Below are 16,265 nucleotides of genomic sequence, written 5' to 3'. Positions count from 1 at the left end.
ACGGGGCGTACCGCTAGCGTCGCGGTATGACGATGACTTGGGAAGAGCTGGGGTGGGAGCGGCTCGCGGCCGGGGTCGGGCGGTGCCGTCTTCCCGACTGGGACTGCACGACGGGGCTGGTCGTCGGGGAGGGCACGGCGCTGTTGGTCGACGCCGGGTCGAGCCTTGCGGAGGGCGCACGGTTGCGTGCTGAGGCGCAGGAGCTCGCCGGTCACCGTGTGACTCATCTCGCGCTCACCCATCCCCATTTCGACCATGTCTTCGGGGCGGCGGCGTTCGCGGGCGCGGAGGTGTACGGCGCGGTGGGCATGGACACGGTGTTCGAGGCCCGGCACGCACGCGAGGAGCTGCGGGCGGACGCGGTGGGCAACGGACTGGACGCACACCTGGCCGAGGAGGCGGTCGACGCCCTGGTCGCGCCCCGGCATCACGTCTCCGGCGAGTGGACCCTCGATCTGGGTGGCGGCCGGCAGGTGCTGCTGGCGAACGTGGGCCCCGGCCACACGGCCCACGATCTGGTGGTCCTGGTCCCCGGCTCCCCGGAGGTCGTCTTCTGCGGCGACCTGGTGGAGGAGTCCGGCGAACCGCAGGCCGGCTCCGACGCCGTACCGTCGCACTGGCCGGCCGCCCTGGACCGGCTCCTCGACCTGGGCGGCGAGGACGCGCTGTATGTGCCCGGTCACGGAGCGGTGGTGGACGCGGCGTTCGTGCGGGGACAGCGGGACGAGCTGGCGGCGCGTTTCGGCGTGTCGTAGCCGCTGACCGGCCGCTTCTCCTATCGTCACTCGAATGCGCCAGTACTCCGCCGATCTGACCCCGCCGTGGAAGAAGCCGAAGCCCGTGCCCGAGGTACCGGCGGAACCGGGTCTGGTGGTCGAGGAGCCCGGCACCGGTTTCTGCGGTGCGGTGATCCGCTGCGAGGCGGGCACGGTGACCCTGGAGGACCGCTTCGGCAAGCACCGGGTGTTTCCGCTGGAGCCGCGGGGGTTCCTGCTGGAGGGGCGGGTGGTGACGCTCGTGCGTCCCTCAGGCGCGGCTCCTGTACGGCCCACTCGTACGGCATCGGGTTCGGTGGCCGTTCCTGGCGCACGCGCGCGTGTCGCTCGCGCCGGGCGGATCTACGTCGAGGGCCGTCACGACGCAGAGCTGGTCGAGAAGGTCTGGGGCGACGACCTGCGCGTCGAGGGCGTGGTGGTGGAGTACCTGGAGGGAGTGGACGACCTGCCGTCGATCGTCGACGAGTTCGCACCGGGTCCGGATGCGCGGCTGGGTGTGTTGGTCGACCACCTGGTGCCGGGCACGAAGGAGTGGCGGATCGCGGAGGCGGTGACGAGTGAGCACGCGCTGGTCGTCGGCCACCCGTACATCGACATCTGGGAGGCGGTGAAGCCGTCGTCGCTTGGGATCGAGGCGTGGCCCCGCGTCCCGCACGGGCAGGACTGGAAGACGGGCGTGTGCCGGGCGCTGGGGTGGCCGTCGGAGAACACCGGGGCGGTGTGGCAGGCGATCCTGAAGCGGGTCGGCTCCTACAAGGACCTGGAGCCGGAGCTGCTGGGGCGGGTGGAGGAGCTGATCGACTTCGTCACGGTCGGTGGTGGGGCTTGACGCCCTTGTAGGTGCCGAACTCCGCGGTATCCAGTTGGATCTCCGGCATCCGCAGCGGCACCGGGTCGCCGAACTTGGTCACCCGCTGCACCTGGTAGTCGGCTTCCTCGCCCGCGCCAGTCGGCTCGGTGAGCAGTACACAGTGCCCCATGATCGGATCGATGATCAGATAGACGGGCACGCCGCCCGCTGCATAGATCGAACGCTTGACGACGTAATCACGCTCGACGCTCGTCTTGGACACGACCTCGACGACCATGCTGATGACCTTGGACGGCATCAGCTGCCCCTCACGCGGTCCGACGCCTCGCTCTACCAGTACGAGGTCCGGCAGGGGCTCGCTGGTCTCTTGCAGAATGGCGACGGCCACCGTCTGGAGCCTCCGCCAGTCCCGGCGCGGAAACTGATCGAGAACCGCTTCGACGATGTCGATGTGCACCAGGTCTGGCGCCGCCATCATCACGATTTCCCCCCGGAGGAGCTCGGCCTTGTATCCCTCGGGAACCTCCAGGTTCTCGAAGAACTCCACGACATCGGTGGTCATCGGTCGGTCGTCCACAGCGGTCACTCCGCAGCCCTCCGGTTCCTGCCACCGTGCAACTACGGCGACAGCGTACGAACCAGGTTAGGGACCGAACCGACGTTCCGCACCGATTCACCCGCCAGGGGATCAGTCCACCAAGTCCCTGACCACCGCATCCGCCAGCAACCGCCCCCGCAGCGTGAGCACCGCCCGTCCCTCCTCGTACGGCCCGCCCTCCAGCAGCCCCTCCCCCAGCGCCCGCCGAGAAGCCGCCAGCCCCTCCTCCCGCAGCAGATCCAGCGGCACGCCCTCCCGCAGCCGCAGCTCCAGCAGGATCCGCTCCACCCGCCGGTCCTCCTCCGACAGCAGCTCCCGGCCCGCCCCCGGCGACTTCCCCGCCGCCAGCGCCGCCGCGTACGCGCCTGGGTGCTTGACGTTCCACCACCGCACCCCGCCCACGTGCGAGTGGGCCCCGGGGCCCGCGCCCCACCAGTCGGCTCCCCGCCAGTACAGCTCGTTGTGCAGGCAGCGGGCCGCCTCGGAGGTGGCCCAGTTGGAGACCTCGTACCAGTCGAAGCCCGCCGCCGACATCACCTCGTCCGCGATCAGATAGCGGTCGGCGTGGACGTCGTCGTCCGTCATCGGGACCTCGCCCCGGCGGATGCGACGCGCCAGCTGTGTGCCTTCCTCGACGATCAACGCATAGGCGCTGACGTGGTCCGGGCCCGCTCCGAGTGCCGCCTCCAGCGACGCCCGCCAGTCGTCGTCCGACTCGCCCGGGGTGCCGTAGATCAGGTCCAGGTTGACGTGCTCGAATCCGGCCGCGCGGGCCTCCGCGACGCATGCTTCGGGGCGGCCGGGCGTGTGGGTGCGGTCCAGGACCTTCAGCACATGCTGCTTCGCGCTCTGCATGCCGAAGGAGACACGGTTGAAGCCGCCGTCCCGCAGAACGGAGAGATACGCCGGGCCCACCGACTCCGGGTTCGCCTCCGTCGTGACCTCCGCGTCAGCCGCCAGACCGAACTCGTCGCGGATCGCCCCCAGCATCCGTACGAGATCACCGGCGGCCAGCAGGGTCGGCGTACCGCCGCCGACGAAAACCGTCCGGACGGGACGCGGGTCGTCGCCCAGGACCTTCCGCGCCAGGCGGATCTCGTCGATCAGGGTGTCCGCGTAGTTGTCGCGGGAGGCGAGGACGCCGCCCGTGCCGCGCAGCTCGGTGGCGGTGTAGGTGTTGAAGTCGCAGTAGCCGCAGCGGGTCGCGCAGTACGGGACGTGCAGATAGAAGCCGAGGGGGCGGTCGGGGGCCCCGGCGAGGGCGGAGGCGGGGAGTGCGCCGTCGGCGGGGACCGGTTCGCCGTCGGGGAGTGCGGAAGGCATGCCTTCCATTGTCCAGCACCGTACGAACTGCTCACTCCGCCTGCAGCACCAGCAGCGCCAGGTCGTCCTCCGGCGGGCGGCCGCCGAACTCGTGGACGAGCCTGCGGATGCGTTCCGCGATCAGCTCGGCGCTCAGCCCGGCGCAGCCGGAGAGGGCGGTCGCGAGGCCGTCGGCGTCGTCGAACATGTCGGAGCCGGAGCGGCGCTCGGTCACGCCGTCCGTGACGCACAGGAGGCTGTCGCCGGTGCGGAGCTCGAAGGTCTCGCTGGTGTACGTCTCGTCCTCGACGACGCCGAGCAGGGTCTGCGGTCGGGCGACCGTACGGACGCTGCCGTCGGGGCCGAGGAGCAGCGGCAGGGGATGCCCCGCGGAGGCCAGGGTGCAGCGGATGCCGCCGTCGAAGGGGGTCAGCTCGCCGTAGAGGAGGGAGAGGAAGCGGGTCTGCGGGCCGTCGCCGGGGGCGGGCGGCCGTACCAGGGCCCGGGCGGCGGCGTCCGCGGCCTCCGTCGCGTCGTCGAGGAGGAGGCGGTTGAGGCGGTCGAGTACGTCGGTGACGCGGTAGCCCTCGCGCGCGAGCAGACGCAGCCAGGGGCGGGCCAGGCCGATGACGACGGCGGCCTCGGGGCCCTTGCCCTGGACGTCGCCGACGGCGAAGCACCAGCGGCCGTCGCCGGCCGGGAAGAGGTCGTAGAAGTCGCCGCTGGGGCCGCCCTTGTCGCACGGTTCGTAGACGAGGGCGCTGCGTACGCCGGGGATCTCGGCGACGGCGGCGGGCAGCAGGCCGCGCTGCAGGACCTGGCTGATGGTGGCCTGGCGGGCGTACTGGCGGGCCGCGCCGATGGCGAGCGCCACCCGGCGGCTGAGGTCCTCGACAAGCCCGGTGACCTCGTCTGGGAAGCGCAGCAGCCCGGAGCGTCCGATCACGAGCGTGCCGAGCGGCCGGCCGCCCGCGATGAGACGGTAGGCGAGCGCCGCGCCGTGCTCGTCGCGCACGTCGAACGCCTCGCCCGGCCAGGGGTACACCACCGGCCCGGACCTGCCCCACTCGCGGTTTCTCCCCCACTCCCGGCCTTCGTCGAGCGGTGCCCCCACGACCGGGGCGGCGCCCGTGGCCTCGGGCGGATGCGGCGGGTCCTTCTCCAGGGCGCGGCGCAGTTCCTCGATGCGGTTCTCGCTGCAATGCCAGACGCGTGCCAGGCGGGGCCCGGTGCCTCCGGTGCCGTCGGCCCAGCCTCCGCGGCCCATGGCCTCGTCCTCCAGCCACACCGCGCACCAGTCGGCGAGCCGCGGCACGATCAGCTGTCCGGCGAGTGCGGCGACCAGGTTCTCGTCGAGCTGCCCGGCCAGCAGATCGGACGCCTCCGCGAGGAAGGACAGCGCACCGCGGTGCAGCCAGTCCCGGTCGCGCTCGGCGCGCTGCGGGTCGGGCGCCAGTATCTCGGCGGCGCGCAGCCCGCGTTCCAGTGCCTGCCGGCCGGCGTGCGCCTCCGGTTCGCCCTGGGTCGGGTCGCGGTCGGCGGGCAGCCGCGCCCACACCGTCTTGGTGCCCCGGCGGAAGGTGACGCCCCAGGACTCGGCGAGCGTGGCGACCAGGCGCAGCCCGCGCCCGTACTCCGGTGTCCCGTACGGCACTTCGGCGGTCTCGTAGGGCCCTTGGACGTCCGAGTCGCGGGGTGCCCGGGAGGGATGGTGGTCGGAGACCTCCACGACGAGCGCGGCGGGCGCCTCCTCCATGCGGCACTCCACGTCGACCTCGGTGCCCGCGTGTACGACGGCGTTGGTGACGAGTTCGCTGACGACGAGCACGGCGTCGTCGGCGAGCCGGTCGCTGAGGTGTTCGGCGCCGGGGAGGCCGGTCTCCGCCCAGTCGGCGAGCGCGGCGCGTACGAGGGCGCGGGCGGAACCCGGCGCGAGGGGGCTGCCGGGCAGCGTCGTGTACGTCTGCGCACGCGGGTCCACCCTCCCGTGCGCGGTGCCGTGCAGGTGTGCAGGCGCATCGCAAGCGCAGGAAGCGGTCTCCCGTTGCGTCGGAATGGCCCCCATGGACAGCTCCCCGAGCGGTTCGGACGAATACGCCTCAGTCGATGCCGACAGAGTGACAGACTGGCCTCGCCCATAAGCGTCGAGTTACCGAAGTGGGCCGCCATGAGTGAGAACAGTGCTACGCGTGTGCTCGAAGACGGTCAAAAACCGGAACAACTCCGAGCATCGGAGCTGCGTCCGCTGCTCGCCGCGATGACCGCCGCCCGGGACGGCGACTTCACGAAGATTCCGGAGACCGGTCACGGGATGGTGGCCGAGCTGACGGCCGTGTTCAACCAGATCATGGACCGCAGCACGCATTTCAACGGGGAAGTGCAGCGCGTGAAGCGGGAGTTGGTGCGGCACGGGCGGCTCGACGAGCGGGTCACGGCGAGCCCCGGGCAGGGCGCCTGGACCTCCCGGGTCAACGATGTGAACCAGCTGCTCGACGCCCTGGTGGCCCCGGCGGCGAACGCGACGCGGGTGCTCGACGCGGTGGCCGGCGGCGATCTGACGCAGCGGGTCGACCTGCACGACGGCAACCGGCAGCTGCGCGGTGATCTGCGGCGGCTGGGCCGGGCCGTGAACAAGATGGTCGACCAGCTCTCCCTGTTCACCGGCGAGGTGACGCGGGTCGCGCGCGAGGTGGGCACCGAGGGGCGGCTCGGCGGACGGGCCAAGGTGACGGGCCTGTCCGGCAGTTGGCGGGACGTGACCGAAGCCGTCAACACGATGGCGTCCCGGCTGACCGCGCAGGTACGTGACATCGCGCTGGTGACGACGGCGGTGGCCCGCGGCGACCTGACCCGTACGGTCACGGTCGAGGCGACCGGTGAGCTGCTCGAACTGAAGCTGACCGTGAACACGATGGTCGACCAGCTGTCCGCCTTCGCCGACGAGGTGACGCGGGTCGCCCGTGAGGTCGGCACCGAGGGCCAGCTGGGCGGGCGGGCCCAGGTGCGGGGCGTCTCCGGGGTCTGGAAGGACCTGACCGACAACGTCAACTTCATGGCCTCGAACCTGACTTCGCAGGTCCGCAACATCGCCCAGGTGACCACCGCCGTCGCCAACGGTGACCTGAGCCAGAAGATCACGGTCGACGCGCAGGGCGAGATCCTGGAGCTGAAGTCGACCATCAACACGATGGTGGACCAGCTCTCCGCCTTCGCGGACGAGGTCACCCGCGTGGCCCGCGAGGTCGGCACCGAGGGAAACCTCGGCGGCCGGGCCCAGGTGCGGGGCGTCTCCGGCGTCTGGAAGGACCTCACGGACAACGTCAACTTCATGGCGGACAACCTGACTTCACAGGTCCGCAACATCGCCCTGGTCTCGACCGCGGTGGCCCAGGGCGACCTCGGCAAGAAGATCACGGTCGAGGCGAAGGGCGAGATCCTGGAGCTGAAGTCCACGATCAACACGATGGTGGACCAGCTCTCCGCCTTCGCCGACGAGGTCACCCGCGTCGCCCGCGAGGTCGGCACCGAGGGAAACCTCGGCGGCCAGGCGCAGGTGCGGGGCGTCTCCGGCGTCTGGAAGGACCTCACCGACAACGTCAACTTCATGGCGCTGAACCTGACTTCACAGGTCCGCAACATCGCCCAGGTGACCACCGCCGTCGCCAACGGCGACCTCTCCAAGAAGATCACCGTCGACGCCCGCGGCGAGATCCTCGAGCTGAAGGACACCGTCAACACGATGGTGGAGCAGCTGCGCGCCTTCGCCGACGAGGTGACGAGGGTGGCCCGCGAGGTCGGCACCGACGGCAGGCTCGGCGGCCGCGCCCAGGTGCTCGGGGTGTCCGGGGTGTGGCGGGATCTGACCGACAACGTCAACTACATGGCGGACAACCTGACTTCACAGGTGCGGAACATCGCCCAGGTGACGACCGCCGTCGCCAACGGCGACCTCTCCAAGAAGATCGACGTGGACGCGCGCGGCGAGATCCTGGAGCTGAAGACCGCCATCAACACGATGGTCGACACGCTCTCCTCCTTCTCCTCCGAGGTCACCCGCGTGGCCCGCGAGGTCGGCTCCGAGGGCCAGCTCGGCGGTCAGGCAAGGGTCGAGGGCGTGTACGGCACCTGGAAGCGCCTGACGACGAACGTGAACGAGCTGGCGTCGAACCTGACCACCCAGGTCCGCGCGATCGCCGAGGTCGCCTCCGCCGTGGCCCAGGGCGACATGTCCCGCTCGATCACCGTGGAGACCCAGGGCGAGGTCGCCGAGCTGAAGGACAACATCAACCTGATGGTGGCCAACCTCCGCGAGACCACCCGCGCGAAGGACTGGCTGGAGTCCAACCTGGCCCGTCTGGCCGCGCTGATGCAGGGCCACCGCGATCTGATGGAGGTCGCCGACCTGCTGCTGCGCGAGCTGACCCCGCTGGTGAACGCCCAGTACGGCGCGTTCTTCCTGGCGGATCCGGACGAGGAGAGCGCCGGGCTGCGCACCGCCGTTCCCACGAAGGGACTCGCGTTCATCGCCGGGTACGGCTCGGCTCAGGGCACGACCATCGAGACCGGCGGCCTCCCCGTGCACGGCCTGGTCCGGCAGGCGGCCCGGGAGAAGAAGCGGATCCTCGTCGAGGAGGCCCCGCCGGACTACATCAAGATCAACAGTGGGCTCGGTGAGGCGGCTCCCACGAGTGTCGTCATCATCCCGATCCTCTTCGAGGACAAGCTCCTGGGCGTGATCGAGCTGGCCTCCTTCTCCCGCTTCTCCGACGTCCACCTCGCGTTCTTCGACCAGTTCGTGAACACCATCGCCGTCGCGATCAACACGATCATCGCCAACTCCCGCACCGAGTCCCTGCTCGGCGAGTCCCAGCGGCTGGCCATGCAGCTCCAGGAGCGCTCGGACGAACTCCAGAAGCAGCAGGCCGAGCTGCAGCGCTCCAACGCCGAACTGGAGGAGAAGGCCGCGCTGCTCGCGACTTCCTCGCAGTACAAGTCGGAGTTCCTGGCGAACATGTCGCACGAACTGCGCACCCCGCTGAACTCCCTGCTGATCCTGGCGAGGCTGCTCTCCGACAACCCGGACGGCCATCTCTCCGACCAGGAAGTGCAGTTCGCGACGACGATCCACCGCTCCGGCTCGGACCTCCTCCAGCTGATCAACGACATCCTGGACCTGTCGAAGATCGAGGCCGGTCGCATGGACGTACGCCCCAAGAAGCTGCCGCTCATCAAGCTCCTGGACTACGTCCACGCCACCTTCCGCCCGCTCACCCTCGACCGGGGCCTCGCCTTCGAGGTGGCGGTCGGCGAGGACGTGCCGCGCGAGATGTACTCGGACGAGCAGCGGCTCCAGCAGATCCTGCGCAACCTGCTCTCCAACGCGATCAAGTTCACCGCGTCGGGCAGGGTGGAACTGCGCGTGAACCGGATCAAGGACCCCGAGCGCCTCCACGTCCGCGACAGCGACGACGTGATCGCCTTCGCCGTCACCGACACGGGCATCGGCATCGCGCCCGAGAAACTCCCGGTCATCTTCGAGGCGTTCCAGCAGGCCGACGGCACCACCAACCGCAAGTACGGCGGCACCGGCCTCGGCCTGTCCATCAGCCGGGAGATCGCGGGCCTGCTCGGCGGCCGCATCGTCGCCACCAGCGAGCCCGGCAAGGGGTCCACCTTCACGCTGTACGTCCCCGTCGTCAGCCCCGGACACCCGGCGACCGGACCGGTCCCCGAGGAGCATGCGCTGCCGATGCCGGAACAGCTGTCCGCCGAGCCCTTCACCGCCACGCACGACGTGGACGACTCCTGGCCGGCCCCCACCAAGCTGGAGGCCTGGAAGACGGGCCGGGCAGGTCAAGTCCTGCCCGGGCGGCGGGTGTTGATCGTCGACGACGACATCCGCAACGTCTTCGCCCTCACCCATGTCCTCGGCCGCGTCGGCATGCCGGTCCTGTATGCGGAGAACGGCCGCGAGGGCATCGAGACGCTGGAGCGCAACCCGGACGTCGAACTGGTCCTGATGGACATCATGATGCCGGAGATGGACGGCTACGAGACCATCTCCGCCATCCGCCGCACCCCCCGCTGGTCCGGTCTGCCGATCGTCGCCCTGACCGCCAAGGCGATGCCCGGAGACCGCGAGAAGTCCATCGGCCGCGGTGCGAACGACTACGTACCGAAGCCGGTGGACGTCGATCAGCTGCTGACGGTCGTCTGCGCACTGCTGGATCCGGAGGGCCCGGACGAGACCACCGACACCACTGCCCCGCAGCCGGGCACGACCGAGGAAGCGGCGGCAGGGCCGACCACCGAATGAGGCACACTCATCATGAGCGCTGAGGCAACGACCAACGAGCGCGCCAGCATCCTCCTCGTGGACGACATGGAGGACAACCTGATCGCGCTGGAGGCCGTCCTGGGGTCCCTCAACGAGCCGCTGGTACGCGCACGTTCGGGCGAGGAGGCGATGAAGGCACTGCTGCGCCAGCACTTCGCCCTCGTCCTGCTCGACGTCCGCATGCCCGGCATGGACGGATTCGAGACGGCCGCCAACATCAAGCGGCTCGACCAGACCAAGGACGTCCCGATCATCTTCCTGACCGGCGCGGAGGACGACTCGGGCTACGCCTTCCGCGGCTACGCCACCGGCGCCGCGGACTACCTCACCAAGCCCTTCGACCCCTGGGTCCTGCGGGCGAAGGTCACCGTCTTCCTGGACCTGCACAGAAAGAACCAGCAATTGGAGCGGCTGCTGGCCCAGGAGCAGTCGGACTACGGGGAGGTGGGCAGTAGGCTGGCGGAGCTGGAACGGGAACTGAACGCAGAGGAGCCCCCGGACCTGGCAGTCTTGCGGGTCCAGGTCCGAGAGCTCCGGGAACTCGTAGCCAGGGGCCGCGGGTTTTAGTTTTTATGGGCGCGGGGAACTGCGCGACCAGCCACGACGGCGGGTCAGCCGCCAACGATCCCCGTTCACCCCCCTACGCCTCGCGCGTACCGGCGTACATCTCATCGATGAGGTGCTTGTACTCCCGCTCGACAACCGGCCGCTTCAGCTTCAGGCTGGGCGTGATCTCCCCGTGCTCGACGTCGAGGTCCCGCGGCAGCAGCCGGAACTTCTTGACCGTCTGCCACCGCTGCAACCCCTGGTTGAGCTCCTTGACGTACCCCTCGATGAGCGCGACCGTCGCCGGCGCGGCCACCACCTCGGCGTACGACTTGCCCTCCAGCCCGTTCTCCTTGGCCCAGTCGAGAATGGACGGCTCGTCCAGAGCGATCAGCGCCGTGCAGAAGTTCCGGTCGGCCCCGTGCACCAGGATGTTGGAGACGTACGGGCAGACCGCCTTGAACTGCCCCTCGACCTCCGCGGGCGCGATGTACTTGCCGCCGGACGTCTTGATGAGGTCCTTCTTGCGGTCCGTGATGCGCAGATACCCGTCGGGCGACAGCTCCCCGATGTCACCGGTGTGGAACCAGCCGTCCGACTCCAGCACCTCGGCGGTCTTCTCGGGCAGCCCGTGGTAGCCCTCCATGATGCCCGGGCTGCGCAGCAGGATCTCCCCGTCGTCCGCGATCCGCACCTCCGTGCCGGGCAGCGGCTTGCCGACCGTGCCGGTGCGGTAGGCCTCGCCGGGGTTCACGAAGGAGGCCGCCGAGGACTCCGTGAGGCCGTAGCCCTCGAGGATGTGGATGCCGGCGCCGGAGAAGAAGTAGCCGATCTCGGGCGCGAGCGCGGCCGATCCGGAGACGCACGCCCGCAGGTTCCCGCCGAACGCCTCGCGGATCTTGGCGAAGACCAGCGCGTCGGCGACCTTGTGCTTGGCGCCGAGCGAGAACGGGACGGAGGCCGTGCCGGTGCGCCGGAAGTTGTCCTGCGCGACCTTGGCGTACTCGCGGGCGACCCCGGCCGCCCACTGGAAGATCTTGTACTTGGCGCCGCCGCCGGCCTTCGCCTTGGCCGCGACCCCGTTGTAGACCTTCTCGAAGATGCGCGGGACGGCCGCCATGTACGTCGGCTTCACGACCGGCAGATTTTCGATGATCTTGTCGACGCGGCCGTCGACGGCGGTGACGTGCCCGACCTCGATCTGCCCCGAGGTGAGGACCTTGCCGAAGACGTGGGCGAGCGGCAGCCACAGGTACTGCACGTCCTCGCCGCTGATCAGCCCGGTCGCGGCGATCGCCTTCGCCATGTACGACCAGTTGTCGTGCGGCAGTCGCACACCCTTGGGGCGGCCGGTCGTGCCCGAGGTGTAGATCAGGGTCGCGAGCTGATCGGACGTGATCGCACCGACCCGCTCCTTGATCAGGTCGGGGTCCTTCTCCAGACGGGCGGCGCCACGGGCCTCCAGCTCGGAGAGCGTGAGCACCCAGTCACTGGTCTCGACGCCGGCCGGGTCGATCACGACGACATGGGTGAGGTCGGGCAGATCGGCGCGCTTCTCGACCGCCTTGGCGAGCTGGGCCGCGTCCTCCGCGATCAGCACCCGGCTGTCGGAGTCGGACAGGATGAACGCCGACTCGTCGGCGTTGGTCTGCGGGTAGACCGTGGTGGTGGCCGCTCCGGCGCACAGGATGCCGAGATCGGCGAGGATCCACTCGACCCGGGTGGAGGAGGCGAGCGCCACGCGCTGCTCGGGCTGCACTCCGAGTTCGATCAGACCGGCCGCGATCGCGTAGACACGCTCGGCGGCCTGCGCCCAGCTGAGCGACTTCCAGTCGTCGGGGCCCTCGCCGGAGGCGGGCGCCACCGGGTAGCGGTAGGCCTCCGCGTCCGGTGTGGCCGCAACGCGTTCCAGGAAGAGGGTCGCCACGCTCGGCGGACGGTTCTCGATCAGTGTCTGTGTGTCGCTCACGACATCCTCCGGGGCCCGCGGCAGCGCGGCTGGCTCAAGTGCGGCGGTATTGACTGCGGCTGTAATCCACTCGCAAGCCGTTGTTTAACTCGCGAGTAACTATCGAGCAGAGATCAGGGTAGAGCCCGACCGGCCGGTTCGTAAGGGGCGGCGGCCTGTCACTTCCTACAGAGAGCGACACTACGCACGCGTAGGGGCCCGCCGCACTTTCGTACGCCGAGCCCCTGTTGTGTCCGGATTGGTGCCGCAACCCGTTGTTACTCCCGGTTACTTCTTGCCCTTGCCCGACCCCGCGCTGTCATCGCTGGAGAGCACGGCGATGAAGGCCTCCTGCGGAACCTCCACGGAACCCACCATCTTCATCCGCTTCTTGCCCTCCTTCTGCTTTTCGAGCAGCTTGCGCTTACGGGAGATGTCACCGCCGTAGCACTTGGCGAGGACGTCCTTGCGGATGGCGCGGATGGTCTCGCGGGCGATCACCCGGGAGCCGATGGCGGCCTGGATGGGCACCTCGAAGGCCTGCCGCGGGATGAGCTCGCGCAGCTTGGCGACGAGCCGCACACCGTAGGCGTAGGCCGCGTCCTTGTGGGTGATCGCGGAGAAGGCGTCGACCTTGTCGCCGTGCAGCAGGATGTCGACCTTGACCAGGCTGGAGGTCTGCTCGCCGGTGGGCTCGTAGTCCAGCGAGGCGTAACCGCGCGTCTTCGACTTCAGCTGGTCGAAGAAGTCGAAGACGATCTCCGCGAGGGGCAGCGTGTAGCGGATCTCGACGCGGTCCTCGGAGAGGTAGTCCATGCCGAGGAGGGTGCCGCGCCGGGTCTGGCACAGCTCCATGATCGAGCCGATGAACTCGCTGGGGGCGAGGATCGTGGCGCGTACGACGGGCTCGTACACCTCGTTGATCTTGCCCTCGGGGAACTCGCTGGGGTTGGTGACCGTGTGCTCGCTGCCGTCCTCCATGAGCACGCGGTAGACCACGTTCGGCGCGGTCGCGATGAGATCGAGGCCGAACTCGCGCTCCAGCCGCTCACGGATGACGTCCAGGTGCAGCAGCCCCAGGAAACCGACGCGGAAGCCGAAGCCGAGGGCGGCGGAGGTCTCCGGCTCGTAGACGAGCGCCGCGTCGTTGAGCTGGAGCTTGTCGAGGGCGTCGCGCAGCTCCGGGTAGTCGGAGCCGTCCAGCGGATACAGCCCGGAGAAGACCATCGGCTTCGGGTCCTTGTATCCCCCGAGGGCCTCGGTCGCACCCTTGGCCAGGCTGGTGATGGTGTCACCGACCTTGGACTGGCGGACGTCCTTCACACCGGTGATCAGGTAGCCCACCTCACCGACACCGAGGCCGTCGGCGCCGAGCATCTCGGGCGAGTTCGTGCCGATCTCCAGCAGCTCGTGGGTGGCACCGGTGGACATCATCCGGATCCGCTCGCGCTTGTTGAGCTGGCCGTCGACGACTCGTACATACGTCACGACACCGCGGTAGGAGTCGTATACGGAGTCGAAGATCATCGCGCGGGCGGGGGCGTCCGCGACGCCGACCGGCGCCGGGATCTCCTTGACCACCTTGTCGAGCAGGGCGTCGACGCCGAGACCGGTCTTGGCGGAGACCCGCAGCACGTCGTCCGGATCGCAGCCGACGAGGTTCGCGAGCTCCTCGGCGAACTTCTCGGGCTGCGCGGCCGGCAGGTCGATCTTGTTCAGTACGGGGATGATCGTGAGGTCGTTCTCCATCGCCAGGTACAGATTGGCGAGGGTCTGGGCCTCGATGCCCTGGGCGGCGTCGACGAGGAGGACGGTGCCCTCGCAGGCGGCGAGCGACCGCGAGACCTCGTAGGTGAAGTCGACGTGCCCCGGGGTGTCGATCATGTTGAGGATGTGCGTGTTGCCGGGCTCATGGGTCGGAGCCCAGGGCAGCCGCACCGCCTGGGACTTGATCGTGATGCCACGCTCGCGCTCGATGTCCATCCGGTCGAGGTACTGAGCACGCATCTGCCGCTGCTCGACCACACCGGTCAGCTGGAGCATCCGGTCGGCGAGCGTGGACTTGCCGTGGTCGATGTGCGCGATGATGCAGAAATTGCGGATCAGAGCCGGGTCGGTACGGCTCGGCTCGGGCACATTGTTAGGGGTCGCGGGCACGCAGGGTCCTGTCTCTTGAGGCGCCTTATGCCTCGGGTCGGATCGATACGTAGGTTCCATCGTCCCACGGGTGGCGACCGGGGACCGTTTTGGGCCGTCGGGACGCCCACTGGTACTCTGGGTGGCTGTGTCTCATGCCCTCTCAGCGCGAGGCACAACTCCCAAGAAATCACCTGGTACGGGACCCGGTATCTCCTGCGTATCTCTGCGCGGAGTGCTCCTGGCCCTGTGCCTGAACCTGAAAAGGCTCAATCAGTGGCGAACATCAAGTCCCAGATCAAGCGGATCAAGACCAACGAGAAGGCCCGGCTGCGCAACAAGGCCGTCAAGTCCTCCCTGAAGACCGCGATCCGCAAGGCCCGCGAGGCCGCTGCCGCGGGTGACGTCGAGAAGGCCACCGAGTACCAGCGCGCTGCCGCGCGTCAGCTCGACAAGGCCGTCTCGAAGGGCGTCATCCACAAGAACCAGGCCGCCAACAAGAAGTCGGCGCTTGCTTCCAAGGTCGCCTCCATCAAGGGCTGAACCTCTTACTGATCTGACCGGTCCCCCGGGACCGAACCGCCGGAAGGACCCAGAGCGGGCCCTCTCTCATCCGCTCCCGACCGGCACCGGGGATCCGCGCGCGGCCTGCGTTCGCCACGCGGGCGCGGATCCGACAGCTTGAGCCGAAGGCCCCGGTATCCAGCCCTTCCCCAGGGCGGGATACCGGGGCCTTGGGCATTCCTGGCCGGTACTCCTCGACGGTGGGCCTTACGCCCGCCCCCGGGACCGGGCAGCGCGGGCGATCACCACGACCGCCTTCTCCAGCGCGTACTCGGGATCGTCCCCGCCTCCCTTCACTCCCGCATCCGCCTCGGCGACCGCCCGCAGGGCGACCGCCACCCCGTCCGGCGTCCACCCCCGCATCTGCTGTCGCACCCGGTCGATCTTCCACGGCGGCATCCCCAGCTCACGCGCCAGGTCGGCCGGCCGCCCCCCACGCGCGGACGACAGCTTCCCGATCGCCCGCACGCCCTGCGCCAGCGCACTGGTGATCATCACGGGCGCCACCCCGGTGGCCAGGGACCACCTGAGTGCCTCCAGTGCCTCGGCCGCCCGCCCCTCCACGGCCCGGTCGGCAACCGTGAAGCTCGACGCCTCGGCCCGCCCCGTGTAGTACCGCCCGACGACGGCCTCGTCGATGGTCCCCTCGACATCGGCGACCAGCTGGGAGACGGCGGACGCCAGCTCCCGCAGATCGCTCCCGATGGCGTCGACGAGCGCCTGGCAGGCCTCGGGCGTGGCAGACCTCCCGGCCGCCCTGAACTCCCCGCGCACGAAGGCCAGGCGATCCGCCGGCTTGGTCATCTTCGGACAGGCCACCTCCCGCGCCCCGGCCTTGCGCGCGGCGTCGAGAAGGGCCTTGCCCTTGGCTCCGCCCGCATGCACCAGCACGAGGGTGATCTCCTCGGCGGGCGCCCCGAGATAGGCCTTCACGTCCTTGACCGTGTCGGCGGAAAGGTCCTGGGCATTGCGTACGACCACGACCTTGCGCTCGGCGAAGAGCGAGGGGCTGGTCAGCTCGGCGAGCGTGCCGGGCTGCAGCTGCTCCGGTGTCAGGTCACGTACGTCCGTGTCGGCGTCGGCGGCCCTGGCGGCGGCCACCACCTCCTGCACGGCACGGTCGAGCAGGAGGTCCTCCTGGCCCACGGCAAGCGTCACCGGGGCGAGAGGGTCGTCTTCAGCAGTCTTCCTGGCCATCGCGACAAGCATGGCATGCGGCACTGACAACGCGGTCGGTACGGCCGCGC

General features: G+C 69.5%; 11 protein-coding genes. 5 read left to right on the top strand and 6 right to left on the bottom strand.

What is annotated here, in order from left to right; all coding sequences use genetic code 11:
- Positions 1-26: 26 nt before the first annotated feature.
- Together ACIBW9_RS02655 and ACIBW9_RS02650 are read left to right on the top strand one after the other, a co-directional pair.
- Positions 27-755, top strand: a complete 729-nt coding sequence (locus ACIBW9_RS02655; protein WP_398950474.1) for an MBL fold metallo-hydrolase — start codon at positions 27-29, stop codon at positions 753-755.
- Positions 756-789: 34 nt separating this feature from the next.
- Positions 790-1,605, top strand: coding sequence for a DUF3097 domain-containing protein (locus ACIBW9_RS02650; RefSeq protein WP_398950472.1), 816 nt, complete (start codon positions 790-792; stop codon positions 1,603-1,605).
- Here ACIBW9_RS02650 and ACIBW9_RS02645 read toward each other — a convergent pair.
- The 3 genes from ACIBW9_RS02645 to ACIBW9_RS02635 all read right to left on the bottom strand — a co-directional run bounded on the left by ACIBW9_RS02645 (position 1,583) and on the right by ACIBW9_RS02635 (position 5,552).
- Positions 1,583-2,149 (bottom strand): Uma2 family endonuclease, encoded by a 567-nt coding sequence (locus ACIBW9_RS02645; RefSeq protein WP_398950470.1) that lies wholly within the window; start codon positions 2,147-2,149, stop codon positions 1,583-1,585. The genes ACIBW9_RS02650 and ACIBW9_RS02645 overlap by 23 nt on opposite strands.
- 126 nt (positions 2,150-2,275) lie before the next feature.
- A complete protein-coding gene (gene hemW / locus ACIBW9_RS02640) occupies positions 2,276-3,508 on the bottom strand; it encodes a radical SAM family heme chaperone HemW (RefSeq protein WP_398950468.1) in 1,233 nt (410 codons plus the stop codon).
- Positions 3,509-3,539: 31 nt separating this feature from the next.
- Positions 3,540-5,552 carry a SpoIIE family protein phosphatase gene (locus ACIBW9_RS02635; RefSeq protein ID WP_398950466.1) on the bottom strand — a complete coding sequence of 671 codons (2,013 nt, stop codon included), beginning with the start codon at positions 5,550-5,552 and terminating at the stop codon, positions 3,540-3,542.
- A gap of 102 nt (positions 5,553-5,654) precedes the next feature.
- Here ACIBW9_RS02635 and ACIBW9_RS02630 point away from each other — a divergent pair, with 102 nt between their 5' ends.
- Together ACIBW9_RS02630 and ACIBW9_RS02625 are read left to right on the top strand one after the other, a co-directional pair.
- Positions 5,655-9,803 (top strand): HAMP domain-containing protein, encoded by a 4,149-nt coding sequence (locus ACIBW9_RS02630; RefSeq protein ID WP_398950464.1) that lies wholly within the window; start codon positions 5,655-5,657, stop codon positions 9,801-9,803.
- 12 nt (positions 9,804-9,815) lie between these two features.
- The gene (locus ACIBW9_RS02625; protein WP_398950462.1) at positions 9,816-10,391 is read left to right on the top strand and encodes a two-component system response regulator; all 576 of its coding nucleotides are present in this window, start codon (positions 9,816-9,818) and stop codon (positions 10,389-10,391) included.
- A gap of 73 nt (positions 10,392-10,464) precedes the next feature.
- On the opposite strand, the gene ACIBW9_RS02620 is transcribed toward ACIBW9_RS02625, so the two are convergent.
- Positions 10,465-12,339 carry an AMP-dependent synthetase/ligase gene (locus ACIBW9_RS02620; RefSeq protein WP_398950460.1) on the bottom strand — a complete coding sequence of 625 codons (1,875 nt, stop codon included), beginning with the start codon at positions 12,337-12,339 and terminating at the stop codon, positions 10,465-10,467.
- A 267-nt stretch (positions 12,340-12,606) separates the two neighbouring features.
- Positions 12,607-14,475, bottom strand: a complete 1,869-nt coding sequence (gene lepA / locus ACIBW9_RS02615) for a translation elongation factor 4 (protein WP_389070524.1) — start codon at positions 14,473-14,475, stop codon at positions 12,607-12,609.
- 255 nt (positions 14,476-14,730) lie between these two features.
- On the opposite strand from lepA, the gene rpsT reads away from it, so the two are divergent.
- Positions 14,731-14,997 (top strand): 30S ribosomal protein S20, encoded by a 267-nt coding sequence (gene rpsT / locus ACIBW9_RS02610; protein ID WP_194046147.1) that lies wholly within the window; start codon positions 14,731-14,733, stop codon positions 14,995-14,997.
- A 228-nt stretch (positions 14,998-15,225) separates the two neighbouring features.
- Here the strand turns inward: rpsT and holA are convergent, their stop codons facing one another.
- Positions 15,226-16,215, bottom strand: coding sequence for a DNA polymerase III subunit delta (gene holA / locus ACIBW9_RS02605; RefSeq protein ID WP_398950458.1), 990 nt, complete (start codon positions 16,213-16,215; stop codon positions 15,226-15,228).
- Between the last annotated feature and the right edge of the window lie 50 nt (positions 16,216-16,265).

Origin of the sequence: Streptomyces sp. NPDC049541 (assembly GCF_044465725.1) — a bacterium.
Taxonomy (GTDB): Bacteria; Actinomycetota; Actinomycetes; order Streptomycetales; family Streptomycetaceae; genus Streptomyces.
This window is presented reverse-complemented; position numbering and strand designations above follow the sequence as displayed.

Excerpts from the sequence above, each read along its gene's own strand:
- ACIBW9_RS02655 (WP_398950474.1), top strand. The coding sequence starts at position 27 with ATGACGATGACTTGGGAAGAGCTGGGGTGGGAGCGGCTCGCGGCCGGG.
- ACIBW9_RS02650 (WP_398950472.1), top strand. The coding sequence starts at position 790 with ATGCGCCAGTACTCCGCCGATCTGACCCCGCCGTGGAAGAAGCCGAAG.
- ACIBW9_RS02645 (WP_398950470.1), bottom strand. The coding sequence starts at position 2,149 with ATGACCACCGATGTCGTGGAGTTCTTCGAGAACCTGGAGGTTCCCGAG.
- hemW (WP_398950468.1), bottom strand. The coding sequence starts at position 3,508 with ATGCCTTCCGCACTCCCCGACGGCGAACCGGTCCCCGCCGACGGCGCA.
- ACIBW9_RS02635 (WP_398950466.1), bottom strand. The coding sequence starts at position 5,552 with ATGGGGGCCATTCCGACGCAACGGGAGACCGCTTCCTGCGCTTGCGAT.
- ACIBW9_RS02630 (WP_398950464.1), top strand. The coding sequence starts at position 5,655 with ATGAGTGAGAACAGTGCTACGCGTGTGCTCGAAGACGGTCAAAAACCG.
- ACIBW9_RS02625 (WP_398950462.1), top strand. The coding sequence starts at position 9,816 with ATGAGCGCTGAGGCAACGACCAACGAGCGCGCCAGCATCCTCCTCGTG.
- holA (WP_398950458.1), bottom strand. The coding sequence starts at position 16,215 with ATGGCCAGGAAGACTGCTGAAGACGACCCTCTCGCCCCGGTGACGCTT.